22 protein-coding genes and 1 pseudogene are annotated in these 15,501 nt (G+C 62.7%); 4 read left to right on the forward strand and 19 right to left on the reverse strand.

The features are described 5' to 3' along the window. Nucleotides 1-61: 61 nt before the first annotated feature. The 10 genes from OR16_RS14095 to OR16_RS14130 all read right to left on the reverse strand — a co-directional run bounded on the left by OR16_RS14095 (nt 62) and on the right by OR16_RS14130 (nt 4,027). Nucleotides 62-499, reverse strand: a complete 438-nt coding sequence (locus OR16_RS14095) for a hypothetical protein (RefSeq protein WP_006158627.1) — start codon at nt 497-499, stop codon at nt 62-64. Then, nucleotides 496-1,317, reverse strand: coding sequence for a ComEC/Rec2 family competence protein (locus OR16_RS14100; RefSeq protein WP_237717056.1), 822 nt, complete (start codon nt 1,315-1,317; stop codon nt 496-498). The genes OR16_RS14095 and OR16_RS14100 overlap by 4 nt, the downstream gene beginning before the upstream one ends. Before the next feature lie 198 nt (nt 1,318-1,515). Beyond that, nucleotides 1,516-1,671 carry a hypothetical protein gene (locus tag OR16_RS44060; protein ID WP_158001354.1) on the reverse strand — a complete coding sequence of 52 codons (156 nt, stop codon included), beginning with the start codon at nt 1,669-1,671 and terminating at the stop codon, nt 1,516-1,518. Between the two features lie 112 nt (nt 1,672-1,783). Beyond that, a complete protein-coding gene (locus tag OR16_RS14105; protein WP_006158630.1) occupies nt 1,784-1,999 on the reverse strand; it encodes a hypothetical protein in 216 nt (71 codons plus the stop codon). Beyond that, complete coding sequence (locus OR16_RS14110) at nt 1,996-2,340, reverse strand: hypothetical protein (RefSeq protein ID WP_006158631.1); 345 nt, start codon at nt 2,338-2,340, stop codon at nt 1,996-1,998. The genes OR16_RS14105 and OR16_RS14110 overlap by 4 nt, the downstream gene beginning before the upstream one ends. Beyond that, a complete protein-coding gene (locus tag OR16_RS14115; protein WP_006158632.1) occupies nt 2,337-2,525 on the reverse strand; it encodes a hypothetical protein in 189 nt (62 codons plus the stop codon). The genes OR16_RS14110 and OR16_RS14115 overlap by 4 nt, the downstream gene beginning before the upstream one ends. Before the next feature lie 202 nt (nt 2,526-2,727). After that, on the reverse strand, nt 2,728-2,913 hold the full coding sequence (locus OR16_RS14120) for a hypothetical protein (RefSeq protein WP_141639869.1): 186 nt from the start codon (nt 2,911-2,913) through the stop codon (nt 2,728-2,730). A 189-nt stretch (nt 2,914-3,102) separates the two neighbouring features. Next, nucleotides 3,103-3,276 carry a hypothetical protein gene (locus OR16_RS44065; protein ID WP_158001355.1) on the reverse strand — a complete coding sequence of 58 codons (174 nt, stop codon included), beginning with the start codon at nt 3,274-3,276 and terminating at the stop codon, nt 3,103-3,105. Nucleotides 3,277-3,278: 2 nt separating this feature from the next. Further along, complete coding sequence (locus tag OR16_RS14125) at nt 3,279-3,659, reverse strand: hypothetical protein (protein ID WP_006158634.1); 381 nt, start codon at nt 3,657-3,659, stop codon at nt 3,279-3,281. Next, a complete protein-coding gene (locus tag OR16_RS14130; protein WP_006158635.1) occupies nt 3,656-4,027 on the reverse strand; it encodes a hypothetical protein in 372 nt (123 codons plus the stop codon). Before OR16_RS14130 ends, OR16_RS14125 begins: the two co-directional genes overlap by 4 nt. Between OR16_RS14130 and OR16_RS43500 the strand changes: the two genes are divergently transcribed. Next, nucleotides 4,014-4,928, forward strand: a complete 915-nt coding sequence (locus OR16_RS43500) for a hypothetical protein (RefSeq protein WP_141639870.1) — start codon at nt 4,014-4,016, stop codon at nt 4,926-4,928. The genes OR16_RS14130 and OR16_RS43500 overlap by 14 nt on opposite strands. Nucleotides 4,929-5,008: 80 nt before the next feature. Here OR16_RS43500 and OR16_RS14140 read toward each other — a convergent pair whose 3' ends face one another. From OR16_RS14140 to OR16_RS45725, 5 genes are all read right to left on the reverse strand, one after another. Continuing rightward, a complete protein-coding gene (locus OR16_RS14140; protein ID WP_043419684.1) occupies nt 5,009-5,326 on the reverse strand; it encodes a helix-turn-helix domain-containing protein in 318 nt (105 codons plus the stop codon). 214 nt (nt 5,327-5,540) lie between these two features. After that, on the reverse strand, nt 5,541-7,655 hold the full coding sequence (locus tag OR16_RS39710; protein WP_006158637.1) for a DUF5906 domain-containing protein: 2,115 nt from the start codon (nt 7,653-7,655) through the stop codon (nt 5,541-5,543). Further along, complete coding sequence (locus tag OR16_RS14150) at nt 7,652-7,930, reverse strand: hypothetical protein (protein ID WP_006158638.1); 279 nt, start codon at nt 7,928-7,930, stop codon at nt 7,652-7,654. Before OR16_RS14150 ends, OR16_RS39710 begins: the two co-directional genes overlap by 4 nt. 16 nt (nt 7,931-7,946) lie before the next feature. After that, on the reverse strand, nt 7,947-8,174 hold the full coding sequence (locus OR16_RS14155; RefSeq protein WP_006158639.1) for a hypothetical protein: 228 nt from the start codon (nt 8,172-8,174) through the stop codon (nt 7,947-7,949). Between the two features lie 235 nt (nt 8,175-8,409). Next, a complete protein-coding gene (locus OR16_RS45725) occupies nt 8,410-9,567 on the reverse strand; it encodes a tyrosine-type recombinase/integrase (protein WP_423739655.1) in 1,158 nt (385 codons plus the stop codon). Nucleotides 9,568-9,867: 300 nt separating this feature from the next. Here OR16_RS45725 and OR16_RS14165 point away from each other — a divergent pair, with 300 nt between their 5' ends. Together OR16_RS14165 and OR16_RS14170 are read left to right on the forward strand one after the other, a co-directional pair. Next, nucleotides 9,868-10,125, forward strand: a complete 258-nt coding sequence (locus tag OR16_RS14165) for a hypothetical protein (RefSeq protein ID WP_006158643.1) — start codon at nt 9,868-9,870, stop codon at nt 10,123-10,125. A 196-nt stretch (nt 10,126-10,321) separates the two neighbouring features. Beyond that, entirely contained in the window at nt 10,322-10,729 is a 408-nt protein-coding gene (locus OR16_RS14170) for a heme-binding protein (RefSeq protein ID WP_006158644.1), read from the forward strand. Nucleotides 10,730-10,976: 247 nt separating this feature from the next. On the opposite strand, the gene OR16_RS14175 is transcribed toward OR16_RS14170, so the two are convergent. The 4 genes and pseudogenes from OR16_RS14175 to OR16_RS14190 form a co-directional block, all read right to left on the reverse strand. Then, nucleotides 10,977-11,309 carry a hemin uptake protein HemP gene (locus OR16_RS14175; RefSeq protein WP_006158645.1) on the reverse strand — a complete coding sequence of 111 codons (333 nt, stop codon included), beginning with the start codon at nt 11,307-11,309 and terminating at the stop codon, nt 10,977-10,979. Between the two features lie 215 nt (nt 11,310-11,524). Next, nucleotides 11,525-11,938 (reverse strand): ExbD/TolR family protein, encoded by a 414-nt coding sequence (locus OR16_RS14180; RefSeq protein ID WP_006158646.1) that lies wholly within the window; start codon nt 11,936-11,938, stop codon nt 11,525-11,527. Nucleotides 11,939-11,973: 35 nt separating this feature from the next. Next, nucleotides 11,974-12,195 (reverse strand): annotated as a pseudogene (locus OR16_RS14185) (MotA/TolQ/ExbB proton channel family protein); the annotation flags it as partial. Between the two features lie 98 nt (nt 12,196-12,293). Continuing rightward, nucleotides 12,294-12,950 (reverse strand): energy transducer TonB, encoded by a 657-nt coding sequence (locus OR16_RS14190; RefSeq protein ID WP_006158648.1) that lies wholly within the window; start codon nt 12,948-12,950, stop codon nt 12,294-12,296. Nucleotides 12,951-13,399: 449 nt separating this feature from the next. Between OR16_RS14190 and OR16_RS14200 the strand changes: the two genes are divergently transcribed. Further along, nucleotides 13,400-15,490: an AAA family ATPase gene (locus OR16_RS14200; RefSeq protein ID WP_006158649.1), complete on the forward strand. Its 2,091-nt coding sequence runs from the start codon at nt 13,400-13,402 to the stop codon at nt 15,488-15,490. Nucleotides 15,491-15,501: the final 11 nt, after the last annotated feature.

The following is a 15,501-nucleotide window of genomic DNA, read 5'->3' on the forward strand; positions in this document are numbered from 1 at the left end:
GGTCGTTACCTTGGTGGTCGAGTGAATAGCCAACACGTTGCACACGAATCGCGTGCCGCTGTTACGCGCGCCAATCGCGCACATCACGTACTGTAGGGCGAACAAGCCCCCAGCAATCCATCGACTCGCAGTGGGTGCCCCTGCGTACCACAGCGCGAGAGGCTGGATCGGTCGGCAAGGCCCCGACATTCCTTGCCAGCGCCTTCATGTCGGTGCGGGCATCTGCCGGCGCGTATTTCGTGAAAGCCTGGCTGCCTGGTAGCGGGTTTCTGATCCTCCAGTAGACAAGCCTCGCCTTAGCTTCATGCGACAAAAGCCCGGTGAGCAACAGAACCACAACCGGCAACAGCGGCGATGCGCTGGCCCGCAGGATAGCCATCTTGCTGGCGTCCACCAACTCGGGCGCGATGAAAAGGAGCACCACGGCCGCATCCAGCACGGCCAGCATAACCAGCCACTTGATGTTCGCGTCCTTCAGGACGTGTGAGCGGGCTTTCATCCTTGGCACTCCGTGTCGATGTGAAAGGTGCCGTCCTCGGAGACCTCGAACTGGATAGTCCCATCGCGGCGCGTGGTAAGCACGTGGCGCCGCTTGCCCGTGGTCCTCACCAGCACGCCGGTGTCTCGCACCACGGCCCGATAGTCCGGCACGGTGCGCTGTGTGTCGTGCTGGATCGGCTTATCGGAAATGACGATTGCTTGGGGCGTGCAGAAGTTGAAAAGCTCGGGGCAGAAACCGTTTTCGCGCCCATGATGCGAGGCCACCAGGACATCGAGATTGCTCAGCGCTTGTCGGAAGTCTGCCCGCTGAAGCAGTGCTCGCCAGCCGTCCTTTTCAATGTCGCCTGGAAACAGAATGCTAAAGGGGCCGTATCGGATGAAGACGGCCAGGCTGAGATTGTTCGTATCTGTGAAAACCGGGTAGCTGTTCCAGAAAGCCGTCGCCGTGATACCGCCCATGTACTGGTTGAACGGCTCGCTGGCGGGCTGGTTGTAGCTGGCGCACGCATCTGCGTACCAAGACGCGTCGCCAGTAAGCGGTCCGCCGTTAAGCTTGACCTGGCGAATCTGGTTGCTGGTGTAGCTAGGATTGCGAAAGAGGACTGGGACGACGATGCCGGCGTCCTCTATGCCCCGCAAGTCGCTCATGTGGTCTTGGTCGGCGTTCGTGATGAACAGGTAGTCCAGCATGTTCCGACCCAGGCCGTGGCGGATGAAAGTGCTTGGCCGCCACGAATCGGTATCACCCGAATCGATCATCGCCAGCCGTCCGCCAACATCACCGCCCAGAAGCGTGGACGTGACATGCTGAATCATGGCGCAAGCGCCGTGCTCCACGTCCCATACGCGGAGCCGCATAACCCCCGGCATAGTAGCCCCCAAGTCCCAAGACAGGGGTTAATGTAATGCCTGGGGCCTGCATCCGCTAGTTTACGCCGCTTGGCCCCTCAACTTACCAACAGTTAGGCGGCCATGGGCGATGGCTTGCAAAAATGCCCGCGCTTGGCGGTGTGGTCAGGCAGTGGCCGGGAACACGTCCAGCGCATGCTGCACGTTCCTCAGCGGCGGCATGCTGCTGCGCAGGGCTTGATACACGTCTGCGGCAAGCTTTGCGCGCAAATCGGTGTCGATGGGCAATCCGGCGTGGGGTTCCAGTGCGTCGGCTGCCATGTTGGCAAGTTCTCCAGCGAGTGCTTGGAGTAGAGCGATGCGGGCGTGGTCAGAGTGAGTCAGAACTTCCATTTGTTGCTGTGGTTCGTTGTTGCTGGGTTGTGAAACTTGTTTAAACGGTCGCGCGGTGCTCGGCTTTGCAGGCTAGGTCTTTCTCGCCAGCAGTCCGCAGCGCGGCGGCAGCCAGGGCCAGCGCGTCGCGGCGGCGCTTGCAGGCTGGATCGCTAGTCAGGCGCGGCCCCAGCAGGCGAGCAACGGCGGCATCCCAGGTTTCCGCGTCGCTCCAAGGCGCCTCAGTAGGCATGCGGTAAGCGTCGCCCTTGCTCATCGCGTCACCAGCTGCATGGCGCGGCCAATGGCCACCAGGGCGGCATCACGCGTCAACCCGTTGCGTTCGAAAACCGTGCCGAATGCCGCCAGGTCTTCATCGCTCGGTTTGTCGTGAACCCCGCCAAGCCATCCCAGCGCCAGAAGCGTGTCGCGGTCAGGACGCCTGCGCAGTCCGTCAGCGCGCTGCTCGCCCTTACGAAGGTACAGAAGGAACACGGGATCAAATTTCCCGCGCTCCACGGCAGGCAGCAGCTTGTCGTCCCGATACTGCGTGACGCGGCGCGCCGTAATTCCCAGGATGGCGCCAATTTCCGGAGCGGTCATTGCGAAATCAATCATGCGGTGGCCTCTACGGCGGGTTGATAGTCTTTGAATTGAAAGGCAGCGCCTTTCCACACCTTCAGTGCTTCGCGGATGCGCCCGGCGGTGTCGCGGTCTTTTGCTGCCAGGCGCGTATCGGCTGCAATCTTGTCGGCAGTGCTGATTGCGCTGACCAACTGGCTGAACAGGTCTTGGTCGTTCATCGCTTGGCGCTCCGTGCCTGCTCCAGCCACGGCGCGGCAGGATCAATCCGGCGCGCACCAGGTGCAGCGCGGCGCTTGGCCCGGCGTAATTTGCGGCGGTCCTGGCGCGGTGCTGGTGTGGTCGGCGCTTGCTCGCGTGCGGGCGAGTGGGTGGCTTCGTCGTTTGCTCGACCAAGCAGGCGCGAAATCAATTTCCCAAACATCACTCGTCCCCCAGCGTTGCGCGGTGGCCGTTGGCCTCGGCGCGCTGTTGGGCAAGCAGGTCAATGGCCAGGATTTCAATTTCCTGGGCGGCGCGGCGAAGTTCGCCAGCAACGTCAGTGACGGCGGGCGACAACAGAGTGGGTGAGCCGAACAGGACGCTGCGCTGTACTTGCAGGCCGTTCATGATGATATTCAGCTGCTGCGAAAATGGTTTTGCGTGCATTGGTCAATGTTTTGTTGGGTGGTGCGCCGATATTTCCGGCCTCGGCGCCAGGGCGGGTGATACGGACCGCGTTTCGAAGTCGTTGGTGCGGTCCTACTCCCACGCTCGCGCTCTTTCCGGACCCAGGCGGCGCGAGTGGCCTGGTCTGCTTTAACCCGCAGCGGGTTGAGAGTCGTTCGGCTGGTGGTCCAGCGCGCGCCGCAGTAGCGCCTGGGCGGCCTGGCTCATTGACAGCTCGGCGCCGACACGCTGCGACATATCGCGGCGTGCAGTTTCAATCTGTTGGCGCAGTTCGCCCGGAAGGCTAAGCGAAATCTTTTCCATGTTTAAACGCTCCGAATCGGTTGCCAGTTCGCCCACCTTGACCCGCCACGCACAGCAGCTGCGGCGGCTTCCTGCTCGCGCTTGGCCGCGATGACTAGAGAGCCGATCAGGCCAAGGGCGTGTTGCCGTTGCACATCGGTCAGGTCGGGCCAGTTCGACTGCAACCAGGCGCGCGGCTGCTCGGCGCCGTAGAAGAACGCGCCTCGCGCCGTGGTAATCAATTGACGCGCAGATTTATCGTCTGCACCAGGACGCCCGATTACGTGCGCGCCGGCAATGGTGACTGCCACATCGGCGGGCAATGCGTCGGTGGGCGCTGTGGCGGCCACTGCAGCAGCTTCGTCCTGGCAGCTGCCCAGCAGGTTTTTCAGGTTGCCGATCATGCCGCCACCGTGAAGAAGTCCAGCGCAGCGGTGGGCAGGACGGCGCGCGCGTTTGCAAACACGCTAACGTCCAGGTTTCCGTTTGCATCCATGCGCTTGGCGTGGACGCTCACGGTCGGCCACACAGCGACGAACGCGCGCGAGAACACACCGGCGAACGACTTGGCATGACCAGCCGTTAGGCGCGCGGCGATGCCTTCCTTCGAACGAAGCGTGCCATCCTGCCAAACAGTTGCGCCCTGGCCGCCAGTTCCCAGGATGGCGGTGACGTCGCCGAGGCCGACGTTGCGGGCTGCCAGCCTCCCGAAATCGAACGCTGCCGGGGTCGCTGCGTCGATGGCGTCGAATACCAGCTTGTCCACAAGCAAGCCCAACGCCGCGCAAGATGGCGTTGGTCAGTTCGTCATGCAGCGTATCGCCGCCCAGGGCGCGCTGCTCGGCTCGCGACAGCGTAAAGCGAAGCGCGTAAGACGGCATGTCGGCGTATCCGAAGCTCAGGTCATGAACCGGCTTTGGCGACACAGCCGCGCTCGCGCCGTCAGCCACCTGCGCAAACTGCGCAGCATCGACCACGCGACCGAGCGCCGTTGTGCTGTACCCGCTGGTGGCAGCGTTGTATCCCGGCGCCCGCCCGTCCGGGGGCAGGAAGACGAACGCGCCAGCGCGTGCGGCCTGCGAGTGTTCGCGTACGGTCGCCAGCGGGTCAACCGCCTTAGTCTCGCCAGCAGGCTTGGTGGTCGCGCTGGGCAGTGGAACGTTCGTGTCGGGATTGCCGCCTGCCGGTGCGATGCTTTCGATGCCCAGCAATTGCGCAATATTTGCGCCATTCACTCCCAGGTCGATGGCGCGAGCCAGGTCAATCGCGGCGGTTGCGACGGCCGGCTGTGCAACGCGGCGCGGCTCGTCGCCCATGCCAATGTCGCGGAAGCCAAGCGCGCGGCCACCTTGTTCGATAGCAATGCGGATCGGGTTGGCCTGTGCGCCGGCGCTGGGTTTGCCAAGCGCATTGGCCATGCGTTCCAGCAGGTCGGCGTTGCGCGTAAATTCCGGCGTGGTCGGGTTCAGGTATTCGTCAAAAACGTCTTTGTGCATGCGGTCGCTCGGTTTCGGTTATCTCGGTTTAGATTTTGCAGAGTTCGCGCCCGTTTTTCCTCTTGTGGGTTCTTCGCGCTGCAGTCCTGCGAATTCTTGCGCGTTCGCGCCTGGACTTCCTTATGTGGGATTTCCGCGCTGCGGCGTCTCCGTTTCACAATGCGGAAACGGAAATGATGTTTTTTGGGGCACTGACACCTGGAGTGCGGCGGAGCCACTGACTCCGCATGACATACCCCCTCAAAGAGGACCCGGCATCACATTTGCCTGCCAGCCGCCCTAGCGGCCCGCCTGCGCCCCTCCGTGGTGAGGCTGTACCTACCCCTGCCATCCCTGGCCACCAGCCCAGCGCGCGCCATCCTCGCAAGCCTGCGCACTATCGTGGGCCGTGGCATGCCCACATAGGCCGCCAGCTTCCAGGCGGTCATGGGCTTGCCCTCCAGGTCGCCAACCGCCACTGCGCACACCAGCAGCACGTCACCGGCATGCGAGGCGAACCGATGCTGCCCCAGCAGTGCCATGGACAGGTTGCGCATGTCGTGCAGGGCGCGGTGCAGTGTGGTTGGTCGGGGCATATACCTTCCTGACTTAGCGCGCAGAGGTAACGGTAACGGTAGGTAACGGCAATCTGCATAGGCTTGGGAAAATCCGGTGAATTTCAGTCCTATTAGAAATGCCGTTACCTGCCGTTACCGTTACCTTCACTCCGCATCATGGAACGTCACGCGCTATAGCTCACTTCAATCCCGCGTAATGTGCGGCCAACAAAAAGCCCGCCTTGGTGGCGGGCTATTGGTCAGGCTGCAGCCAGGACTTCCGGTGTGGTCCTGAACCCATCAGGGCGCGCTCGGCAGATTTCCGCCGCCAGATCGTGCCCCTTGGCGCTCGTCCAGGTTCGTCGGCGTTGCGATGCATCAGCGATTTCGACGCATCCACGGCGGCGCGCTTGGCGTCGCTCATCGGCGGGCGCTCACCTGGGTTGAATGCGCTGATATCGCGGTCGCGCAGCCACACGCCAACGGCGTTGATGAATTCGCCATCATCCAGCAGCGCATACAGGCGCGCGTAGACTTCCGGGGAGCGTGGCGCCGCGTCGTGCCGCACCACACGCCAGCGGCGGTCGGTATCGTTCAGCGGCAGCGCGTTGTCGTGGTTGCTGAACACCAGCCAGCGGCAGGAATTGTGTTCCTTGAACTGGCGGCCGAATTTCGGATTGATGGAGCGTTCCTCGGCGTTGACGATAGATTTCAGGCGGTTAGCGTGGCGGAACTGGTTTTCGCCTCCGCCCTCTTGCACTTCGTCCACCATGGCCAACACGCGGCCCGCAAGCGCGCCGTTGAACTGGCTTTCGAGTAGCGCCGGCAAATCGACGTTGGGAGCCACATAGCCGCGCCACAAGCGAGCCAGCACCGATGCCAGCCAGTTGCGACCGGTGCCGGTGTTCTTGGCGATGTGCAGCCAGCCGTAATGCGGCAGCACACCGGGGCGCTGCTCGATGTGCGCCAGCCAATCCAGAAACGCGCCGCGCTCGGTGTCGTCTCCGATCAGGTACTCGACTTGCTCAAGAAACGGGGTCACGTCGCGTGCGGCCTTGCGGCGCTCGATGGGACGCCACGAATTCAGCGCAGTCGCGCCATCAGGGTCTGCGCAGATGGCAGGCGCACCAGCGTAAAACGTGCGGGTCATAACCGTTTTGCGCTCGGCGTGCTGCTTCCAGGTGACAGCGTGCAGCACGCGACGGCGCCGGCCATCGTCGCCTTCCACCTTGCTGGCGCAAGATGCAGTCAGGTCGCAGAACTCGCTGAACGGCAAAACCCATTTGGGATTGCTGATTCGGCCCACCTGGCTGCCCGATGCGATCCACACGCAGTCGTTCAGCATGTCATCGATAGATAGCGACGGCGGCTCGGTGTCGTGCTCCGCTTCCTGCAGTCTCGCGTTTTCGTCTTGCTGCAGGCGGCGGCGCGCATCGTTACGCGCATTGTCGTTCGCCGCAACCTCCACTGCCTGCTTCAGCACCGCCAGCACGGCATCGGCGCCACGCTCAAGGTGCAGGTCGTTCACGTCATTGCCGTCCGCCAGGTCGGCAGGCAGCACGGCGTATGCGCACCCATGACGCGCAGCAGCGGCGGCGGCTTCGCGCTCTTTGCCACGGTCAGGAACGATGATCGGCTTGGCGCCAGCGCGCTTGATGGCGGCGGTGGCTTTCTCGATGTTGCTAGCTCCGAACGACACCACTGCGGCGCTGCCAGTGACTGCGTTGACGCTCCAGGCATGCCCAATGCCTTCAATGATGTACGCGGGCGCGCCATGCTCCAGCGTGCCAACGGTGAACGTCCCGGCCATCGAGCAGCCAAAGGCGTTCAGCTTCTCGCCGCCGTTCGGGCCGATGAACTGAATGGACGCCAGTTCGCCGCTTGGCGCGCGAACCGGGACCATCAGCCAGCCTTCCAGGCAGCGCCCCTTGAACGCCGCCCAGCCCTGCAGCGGCCACGACACCAGGCGCAGCCCGTCAGGCGTGCCGTGTTTCCTGGTGATGTAGCCATGATCCGCCGTTGCTGCCGGACCACGTTCCCACCATTCGCGCAGTGGTGCGGCGCGTCTCGCATCACGCTGGGGCTTGTGGTCGCTTGCCGGGTCAGCCCAGCCAGCTTCACGCGCCAGGTGGAACAGGGTGCCGGCATTCACGCCGCCGTCCCGCTTAAATGATTTCCAGGCGTCGCTGGTGTCACCCTGGCCGCCGTAGTTGCCGGCGGTCGCGCTCCAGTCGTTGAAGTCCTCGAACGTGAGGCCAGCAGCCTTCGCTGCGCAGCCAATGCGGACCCATTCGCGGCGATCCACGCCGGCATCCAGCGCCCACAGCGCAGCGCGTGCGCGGTCAATGTCGATAGCGGCCGCGCTCATGCCGCACCCCGCATCGCCAGTTCGTTGACGACAGTCGCAACGCAATCGTGAAAGCCGTTGATGCTCGCCAACTGCGCCAAGTCATTCGCCACCGTCTCGGGCGACTGGCCACGACGCAGCAGTCGTGGCACTAGATCGAACAGCGCGACATGAACCTGCACATAGTTGTGCGCAAAAACCACACGATTGAAATAACGCATATAGCTACGCGGCGATGCGGTGTTACGCATATAATTGGCGGTGTTCGTGGTGTTTTTCTTAAAGGATCGTTCCATATGAACGGTCCTTTTTTTATTGTTTAGCCACGGCCACGCCGCCAGTTTCCGATAGCCATTCCTGATAGCGGCGTTCGGAAATCAGCAACTTTTTTCCAAGCTGCACGCAAGCCTTGGCCAGGCCGTTGTAGTCCCGGAACCTAAGCTGGTAGCGCAGGGTTTGCACCGACAGAATCTTCGGATGACGCGCAGCGAAGTCGTGCACGTTATAAAGGTCGTTCAGTTCGATTTGATTGGTCTGCACGATTTCTTGCTCCCAACGAATTAGTTGTGTTGGGTGCAACGTTAATACAGAACGATATTCACAGGGGTCAACACGTTGCTAATGTGCGTCGATCCGCTGCGGACGAATGAGTGATGCGATGTTTAAATCAATGACTCAGCGTGAAGTGCAATGATTTAAAATATTCACGCGCGTGAATAAAAAGGGCACCCGAAGGTGCCCAAAAAAACTTGTAACAAATTGTAACGACGCACATCTAAGCACCGCTGCCGAACGTTCGCTCGGCAATCTCCACGGCGTCATCTGTGTCCAGGTGCGTGTACCGGTTGAGCATCGCCAGCGTCTTGTGGCCGGTAACGGCCTGCACCTTTGCAAGGTTCTTTTCGCTACGGACTAGCTTGGTCGCGGTGGTGTGGCGCGTTGTGTGCAGCACCACCTGGTCCAGCGGGTCGTCGCGGTCCTGCCATAGGCCAGCGCGCTTGCGTGCGGCCTTCCATAGCATGTCGATATTCTTGGGCCGCTCGGGGTGCCTGGGGTCAAAGAATACATAGTCCGAATTCAGCGCGCGCACCTTCTTGGCTTCGGTCAGCGCGGCCTTCACATCGCTCACCAGGGGCAGGGCGCGCGATGAATCGTTTTTCGTCTTGGGCAACATCGCCACGGAGCGGTCGAAATCCACATCCTGCCAGCGGAGATTTAGAACCTCTGACTTGCGCGCCGCAGTCGTAAGGCAAACGCGCAACAGCAGGCGCATCATCGGCCAGGTGCTGGCGTCGCAAGCGGCATACAGGCGCTGTTCTTCGTCTGGCGTAAGGATGCGGCGCCGGCCCTCGGATTCCTTCTCCTTGGCCACCGCGCCACCCTTCATGGGGTGCGAGTCAATAACGCCACGCTGCAGAGCAAAGTTCAGGACGCTGGAAAGCGTCGCCAGGTAGCGGTTGACCGTCGCGGGGGTTAGTGGCTTGTCCAGAGTGATCGGCCCTGCCGGCGTGAACCTGACCGCAGGCTTTACCAGCAGCGTCGCCTTGCAGGCGTTGATTGCACCCCTGGTGATTTCGCCAGTTTTCATGGCGCCAAGCTCAACCCGCCAGAAGTCAATATGAGCCGGCTCCCAGAACCGGGTGCCTTTGGTCGGCGGCGCCTTGACGAATGAATCCAGCAGATCGCCAAACTTCGGACCAGCTGCAGTTCCCAGCGCGGCGAGGGAGGCGCTGCTCTCGTTCTCCCGGCGTACTATCCGCCTCCGGCTTATATTGCCGCACCGCCCGTGATCATGGCGCCTGCTCCTGTCTACTATGGCCCGCCGCCGGTCTACTACGGTCCGGGCCCGGGCTATTACGGCTACGGCCCGCGTTACTATGGCCGCGGTTACTACGAGCGGGGCTACGGCCGGGGCTATTACGGCCATGGACATGGACGCCACTGGCGATAGGCATGAACGACCTGCCGCGCGCTGGTTGGTGAAAAGGGCCCTTCGGGGCCCTTTCGTTTTCCGGGCGCAGCCCTGGGAGGCAAACTGTAGGCGGCAATACGGACAAGGTTCCGTAGTCGGCAGAAGGGTCAAAATATTTGAAGAGACAGGTCAAACCAGCGCTCATATCGTTATTAGGGTTTCCCCTTATACTGCTGCTGTGACGCCGTGATGACAAGATTCCGCAAAGCTTCATCATCCAGCGCCCCTCCAGCACCACCTAATTCCCAAGAGGATCCGCCCATGAAGATCAAGAACAGCCTGGTGGCGATCGCAGCCCTGACCGCCCTCTCCGCACTCTCCGCATCCGCCTTTGCAGCCGGTATTGCCAAGGCAGACCCGTACACCGATGGTGCCAAGATCGGCAAGGTCGATCCCTACACCGATGGCGCCAAGCTTGGCAAGGTTGACCCGTATACCGACGGCGCACGCAAGGTTGATCCGTTCACCGACGGCGCCAAGGTTGGCGATCGCCGCGACCAGTTCAGCGACGGAGCCTGAGTTTGCCGGACACAAGCCCGCAGCCCCGAGGGCTTCGGCAGTCCGCATCCCGCAACGCCGTGAATCAGTAAAAGGCCCGCTCAAAGCGGGTCTTTTGCTTTTTGCGGACAGGTGCCGGGACGGTTGTGGCATGGTCATGCCAAGGGCCGTGGCGCTATACTTCCGGCTCACTGAAATGATCTTCGAGGAGAGTGGTATGCAGCAAAAAACCGTGCTGACGGCAGATGATGTGAAGAAGGTACTGGCCGCGGCCGAACTGGAAGCCAAGAATCATCAATGGGCGGTTTCGATTGCCATTGTGGACGATGGCGGCCACCTGCTGGCACTGCAACGCCTGGATGGCGCTGCACCAATCTCGAGCTACATCGCCACCGAGAAGGCGCGTACGTCGTCGCTGGGCCGTCGCGAGTCCAAGGTTTACGAGGACATGATCAACAACGGCCGTCATTCGTTCATGACCGCGCCGGTGCTGCAAGGCATGTTGGAGGGTGGTGTGCCTATCGTGGTCAATGACCAGGTAGTGGGTGCGGTTGGCGTGTCGGGCGTGAAGTCGACCGAAGACGCCCAGATCGCGCGTGCGGGCATTGCCGCGCTGGGCGTCTGATACACGCCTGCAAGCAGAGGCGAGCGTAGCGCCGGCAGTGAGCGTAGCTCACTGTCCAGGCGCTACCTGCTTCCCGCTTACTGCTGACTGAAGTGCTTGTGTTGCCTGACGCTAAAGTCTGTCGACCTGCTTCAGCGCCGGGCTGCCGGCTCCGGTAGCCCGGCGCTGCATCCCTAGGAATCCGTACAGCGTGGCATGGTTTCCCGCGGCATGGCCCGTGCTTGCGCGGGTGTACGCTTGTGCACGCTCACTTCGTCAGGATCAGCTTTCCGTAGCGCGTAATGCGCAGCGTGTAGACTTCGCCGTTATGCAGGATCGGCAGCAGGTTGGTGCCGCGCATCAGCGAATCCAGGGGCACGGCATCGCCAGTGGGCGCTGTGGGAAGGCTATCACGCACCAGGGCTTCCAGCCGGGCGGGCAGGGCCGCGACAGCAGATTTCATGGATTCGATAGCCGCGCTGGCGGGGTTCTCGCGCCGCGCTTGCGCAGCCTTGTTGGGGTTGACTTCGACCCGGCGCAGGGAAAGACGGCGGCGGGTGACTTCATGCGGTTGCGACAGCGGCAGGGTCAGGGTGCTCATGGGTGGGCTCCGGTCCGGTGGTCTGTGGCGGCAACGCGGGACTGCGTGCTGCCACGACCGGGTTCAAGTTGGCCTCATCTTAAATGAGAATTGTTATCATTACAATAGAGATTTTCAATCTCGCCAGCCGAGCGCTACCCGCGCCGGCGCAACACTCCATGGAGTGCCCTTTTTGCTGCTGCGCTGCCGGCCCGAAGGGCGCGGCGCGAACAACGCTAGTGCTTGGGTTCCGTGATGAAACCGATCTTTCCCAATCCGCCATGCTGCGCGGCCGCCATGACTTCCGCCACGCGCTCATAGCGCACGTCGCGATCGGCCCGCAGATGCAGCTCGGGTTGCGGCTGCTGCTGCGCGGCTTGGGCGATGTTGGCCTCGAGCGTGGGCTCGTCGACCTCGGCCTGGTTCCAGAAGACCTTGCCGCTGGCGTCGATCGACAGGTTGATGCTCTGCGGCTTGGGATCGTTGGGCGTGTTGGTTGCACGCGGAAGGTCGATCTTGACCGCGTGGTTGATCACGGGGATGGTGATGATGAAGATGATCAGCAGCACCAGCATGACGTCGACCAGCGGCGTCATGTTGATTTCGCTCATTACTTCGTCATCGTCCGAGTCGAGGGTGCCGAATGCCATGATGACTTCCTTGTTGCCTTGGCCTTGCTACGGCCTTACTGGTTCTTGACGGCGAGGCGCACGCTAGTGTCGTCCGGGCGGGCGCTGGTCGGGCGCATACGGGCGCCGGTGACGAAGTAGGCGTGCAGGTCGTGGGCGAAGCGGTTGAGCTTCGAGATCACGCCCTTGTTGCCGCGGGTCAGCGCGTTGTAGCCGAGCACGGCGGGGATTGCAACGGCCAGGCCGAACGCGGTCATGATCAGTGCCTCGCCCACCGGGCTGATGGCGGTGGCACGCATGACGAAATCGCCTTGCGTCCAGAGGTGTGAAAGTCCGAGGTCCTGCATGTTGGTTCCTGGTGAGGTCGGTATTGAAATCAGTTGAGTTCGAACCCGATCGGCTGCTGGGCGGTAACCGCCACGGCACGACCGTTGTCCAGATAAGGCTTGCAGCGCATGCGTCGCACCGCGTCTTCGGCGGCCTGGTCCAGCCTGGAGGATCCGCTTGAGGTCACGACCGCGGTCTTGACCACCTTGCCGGTATCGTCTGTAGTCAGACGCACCACGGCCTTGCCGGTTTCACCCATGCGCCGCGATTGCGACGGATAAGTGGGTTGCGGCGGGCTGCACTGGATCTCGCCAATGCCGACCGCGCGCGGCGCTGCCGACACAGGAGCGACCGGCTCAGGGGCGGGGGCAGGCGGTGCCGGCGGGGCAGGCGGCGCGGGCGGTGCTTCCACGGCATTGGGCGTCGGCGGCAGCGATGCCACCGGCGTCGGCGTGGGGCGCGGTTGCGGCGGTGCGGGCTTGGGTGCGGTGACCTTCACCTGCTTGGGCGGGGATTCCGGTTTTGGCTTGGGCGTCTCGACGGCGGGCTTTTGGGGCGGCTCGAGCGGAATGATGCGGGCGACGATTTCAGGCGAGATCACGGCTTCCGTGATCTTGCGCCCCAGCCCGCTCTGGATCAGGTAAAGCAGGCCGACGTGGAACAGCAGGACGGCGAGCGTGATCTTGAAAAAACGTTGATCGAACATGAGAAAACAGCAGATGTCGGCGAATTGGCGCGGCGCCGGCTTTATTAGCGATAGGGCCTATTTGCGATAGAACAGGATCAGCGAGATGCCACAACCGACCAGCAAGCTAAGCAGCAATTCCATGATAAACGCTCCTTCAACAGTGATGCCGGTGGGAGCGCCGCTCTCGAGGCAGCGTGTCAGGTGCCCAGTATAAACGATAATGATTCTTATTTGGTAGCATTTTGTGCAATGCATTGAATCGCTGCCGCGAACCCGTCTTTATACGCCGATTTGGCGACGGCTTCCCGCGGCTGCGACAAAATGCGCGCTCTCGCACGGCCCAGGGTTGCCGGCAATGCCCGATCTGCCACAAAGCGCGCTAGCATAGGAAAAAGACGAGCCATTCGAGCAATTCGAGCATTTCGCCGCGCCGGCCACGGCGCTCCCCCGTGCGAGAGGACCAGGCCATGGACTTCACCCGTTTCGCCGAAGACGACCGCTCGACCCTCCTGCGTGCCGCTACCGGCGCGCCATGCACCTCCGCGCTCGACTGGATGTGCGCCCAGTTCGCCCTGCGGGTCGTGTGCTCGCTGGGGCCAAGATTCAACCTGCGCAGCAATATCAACGACATCCTGACGGTCAGCGCCCAGGAGATGGTTTGGCCGTACGGCGTGGTATTGCGCGTCCAGCGCTTCCTCGCCGCGCGCTGCGCCGATATGCCCGCCTGGAAGGGCGCCGCGCGCCTTACGCCCGAGGAATTCCTGGAGCGGCACGGGCAATGGAACAGCGCGTTCGACGAGAGCGCGCTGTTCTACTACCTGGATGAGTACGTCAAGCATCACGCCAAGGATATGTTCGCCGTGTTCGACGCGTCGGCGGCGGCGCTGGCGGCGCGGCTGGATGGCGAACGCGTGCTGCTGGTGCGCAATATCGACATGCTCAGCCATGTGCTGGATTTGCCCGAGCACGAGCGCAAGCTGCTGCTGTATGCGGCGCTTGCAAAATACAAGCGCGACCTGCGCGCGGTGATGGTGGACTGCAAGGTGGCGCACAGCCAGGAAGCCTTCCAGATCCTCGCCGGCTTGACCGGCGCCAGTCCGGCCGCGGTGGCGGCCTCGCTGCGGCCGGGCTCGCGCCTGGAGACGCTCAACCTGATCGAGCAGCCATTGCCGGAGAACAGCGTGACCGACCTGGGCGACCTGATGCGCCTGTCAGATCGCCTGCTGCATGTGCTGCTTGGCAACTATGCGAACGAAGCGGAGATGATGGCGGTGTTCACGCGCCCGGCGGCGGCGCCCACGCTTGGCACCGGGGACTATCCACATGTCGAGACCGATGCACGCTACCTCTCGGCGCTGCTGGCCAATGCCACGCGGCAGCATGCCTGCGGCGTCAATGTGCTGATCTACGGCCCGCCCGGCACCGGCAAGACCGAGTTCGCGAGGCTGCTGGCGCGCGAGGCCGGCTGCGAGCTGTACGAGGTGGACTGCCTGGACCGCGACGGCAACAGCTTGTCGGGCAAGGATCGCTATCGCTCGCTGCAGGTGTCGCAGGCGTTTCTGCGCGGACGGCCGCGCACGGCCTTGCTGTTCGATGAAGTCGAGGATGTGTTCCCCGGCAGCGCGCGCGAACTGACCAGCCTGTTTGGCCAGGAAGACCCGCGTGGCTCGGTGAACGGCAAGGCCTGGGTCAACCAGACGCTGGAGCAGAACCCGGTGCCGGTGATCTGGATTTCCAACTCGATTCGCCAGATCGATCCGGCCTACCTGCGGCGTTTCCAGTTTCACCTGGAACTGAAGATCCCGCCGCCGCTGGTGCGCGAGAACATCATCCGCAAGCACCTGGGCACCTTGGATGTGAGCGACGCCTTTATCGCGTCGCTGGCGGCGCGCAAGACGTTGACGCCGGCACAGGTGCAATCGGCCGCGCGCTTCGTGCAATTGGCAGGCCCGGGCGTGGCGGAGCCGGTGGAGGCGCTGATCTTGCGGCAGCTTGACCATGCCGATCGCGCCATGGGACTGCGCCCGGAAGTGGAGGGGCGCCCGGTGGTGACGCACTACCGCCTGGATTACCTGAACCTGGAGACGCGCTACGAAGTCGGCAAGATCGTGCAAGCGCTCAAGGCGCGACAGCGTGGCACCTTGTGCTTCTACGGCCCCCCGGGTACCGGCAAGACGGCGCTGGCCGAGCACATCGCGGCCGCGCTCGAGCAGCCGCTGATGATCCGGCGCGCCTCCGACCTGATGAGCAAGTACGTGGGGGAAACCGAGCAGCAGATTGCCGCGATGTTCGCCCGTGCGGAGGAGGATGGTGCAATCCTGCTGCTCGACGAAGCCGACAGCTTCATGCAAAGCCGGCAGAACGCCGTGCGCAACTATGTGCGCGAAGAGCTCGCGAAGATGGATTGCCTGACGCCGGGCGATTTCGCCACGGTCAAACGTCAGTGCGTGCTGCTCGGCGAAACACTGACGTCCGATGAGTTCCTCGCGCAACTGCGCCAGGAGCATGCGGTCAAGCCGGATGTGCGGCAGCACCGGCCGCTGGGGTTCCTGCAATGACAATAACAATA

This window comes from Cupriavidus basilensis OR16, assembly GCF_000243095.1.
In the GTDB taxonomy this organism is placed as follows: Bacteria; Pseudomonadota; Gammaproteobacteria; order Burkholderiales; family Burkholderiaceae; genus Cupriavidus; species Cupriavidus basilensis_D.

Excerpts from the sequence above, each read along its gene's own strand:
- OR16_RS14095 (WP_006158627.1), bottom strand. The coding sequence starts at position 499 with ATGAAAGCCCGCTCACACGTCCTGAAGGACGCGAACATCAAGTGGCTG.
- OR16_RS14100 (WP_237717056.1), bottom strand. The coding sequence starts at position 1,317 with ATGATTCAGCATGTCACGTCCACGCTTCTGGGCGGTGATGTTGGCGGA.
- OR16_RS44060 (WP_158001354.1), bottom strand. The coding sequence starts at position 1,671 with ATGGCAGCCGACGCACTGGAACCCCACGCCGGATTGCCCATCGACACC.
- OR16_RS14105 (WP_006158630.1), bottom strand. The coding sequence starts at position 1,999 with ATGAGCAAGGGCGACGCTTACCGCATGCCTACTGAGGCGCCTTGGAGC.
- OR16_RS14110 (WP_006158631.1), bottom strand. The coding sequence starts at position 2,340 with ATGATTGATTTCGCAATGACCGCTCCGGAAATTGGCGCCATCCTGGGA.
- OR16_RS14115 (WP_006158632.1), bottom strand. The coding sequence starts at position 2,525 with ATGAACGACCAAGACCTGTTCAGCCAGTTGGTCAGCGCAATCAGCACT.
- OR16_RS14120 (WP_141639869.1), bottom strand. The coding sequence starts at position 2,913 with ATGAACGGCCTGCAAGTACAGCGCAGCGTCCTGTTCGGCTCACCCACT.
- OR16_RS44065 (WP_158001355.1), bottom strand. The coding sequence starts at position 3,276 with ATGGAAAAGATTTCGCTTAGCCTTCCGGGCGAACTGCGCCAACAGATT.
- OR16_RS14125 (WP_006158634.1), bottom strand. The coding sequence starts at position 3,659 with ATGATCGGCAACCTGAAAAACCTGCTGGGCAGCTGCCAGGACGAAGCT.
- OR16_RS14140 (WP_043419684.1), bottom strand. The coding sequence starts at position 5,326 with ATGCCCCGACCAACCACACTGCACCGCGCCCTGCACGACATGCGCAAC.
- OR16_RS39710 (WP_006158637.1), bottom strand. The coding sequence starts at position 7,655 with ATGAGCGCGGCCGCTATCGACATTGACCGCGCACGCGCTGCGCTGTGG.
- OR16_RS14150 (WP_006158638.1), bottom strand. The coding sequence starts at position 7,930 with ATGGAACGATCCTTTAAGAAAAACACCACGAACACCGCCAATTATATG.
- OR16_RS45725 (WP_423739655.1), bottom strand. The coding sequence starts at position 9,567 with ATGTCCATGGCCGTAATAGCCCCGGCCGTAGCCCCGCTCGTAGTAACC.
- OR16_RS14165 (WP_006158643.1), top strand. The coding sequence starts at position 9,868 with ATGAAGATCAAGAACAGCCTGGTGGCGATCGCAGCCCTGACCGCCCTC.
- OR16_RS14170 (WP_006158644.1), top strand. The coding sequence starts at position 10,322 with ATGCAGCAAAAAACCGTGCTGACGGCAGATGATGTGAAGAAGGTACTG.
- OR16_RS14175 (WP_006158645.1), bottom strand. The coding sequence starts at position 11,309 with ATGAGCACCCTGACCCTGCCGCTGTCGCAACCGCATGAAGTCACCCGC.
- OR16_RS14180 (WP_006158646.1), bottom strand. The coding sequence starts at position 11,938 with ATGGCATTCGGCACCCTCGACTCGGACGATGACGAAGTAATGAGCGAA.
- OR16_RS14190 (WP_006158648.1), bottom strand. The coding sequence starts at position 12,950 with ATGTTCGATCAACGTTTTTTCAAGATCACGCTCGCCGTCCTGCTGTTC.
- OR16_RS14200 (WP_006158649.1), top strand. The coding sequence starts at position 13,400 with ATGGACTTCACCCGTTTCGCCGAAGACGACCGCTCGACCCTCCTGCGT.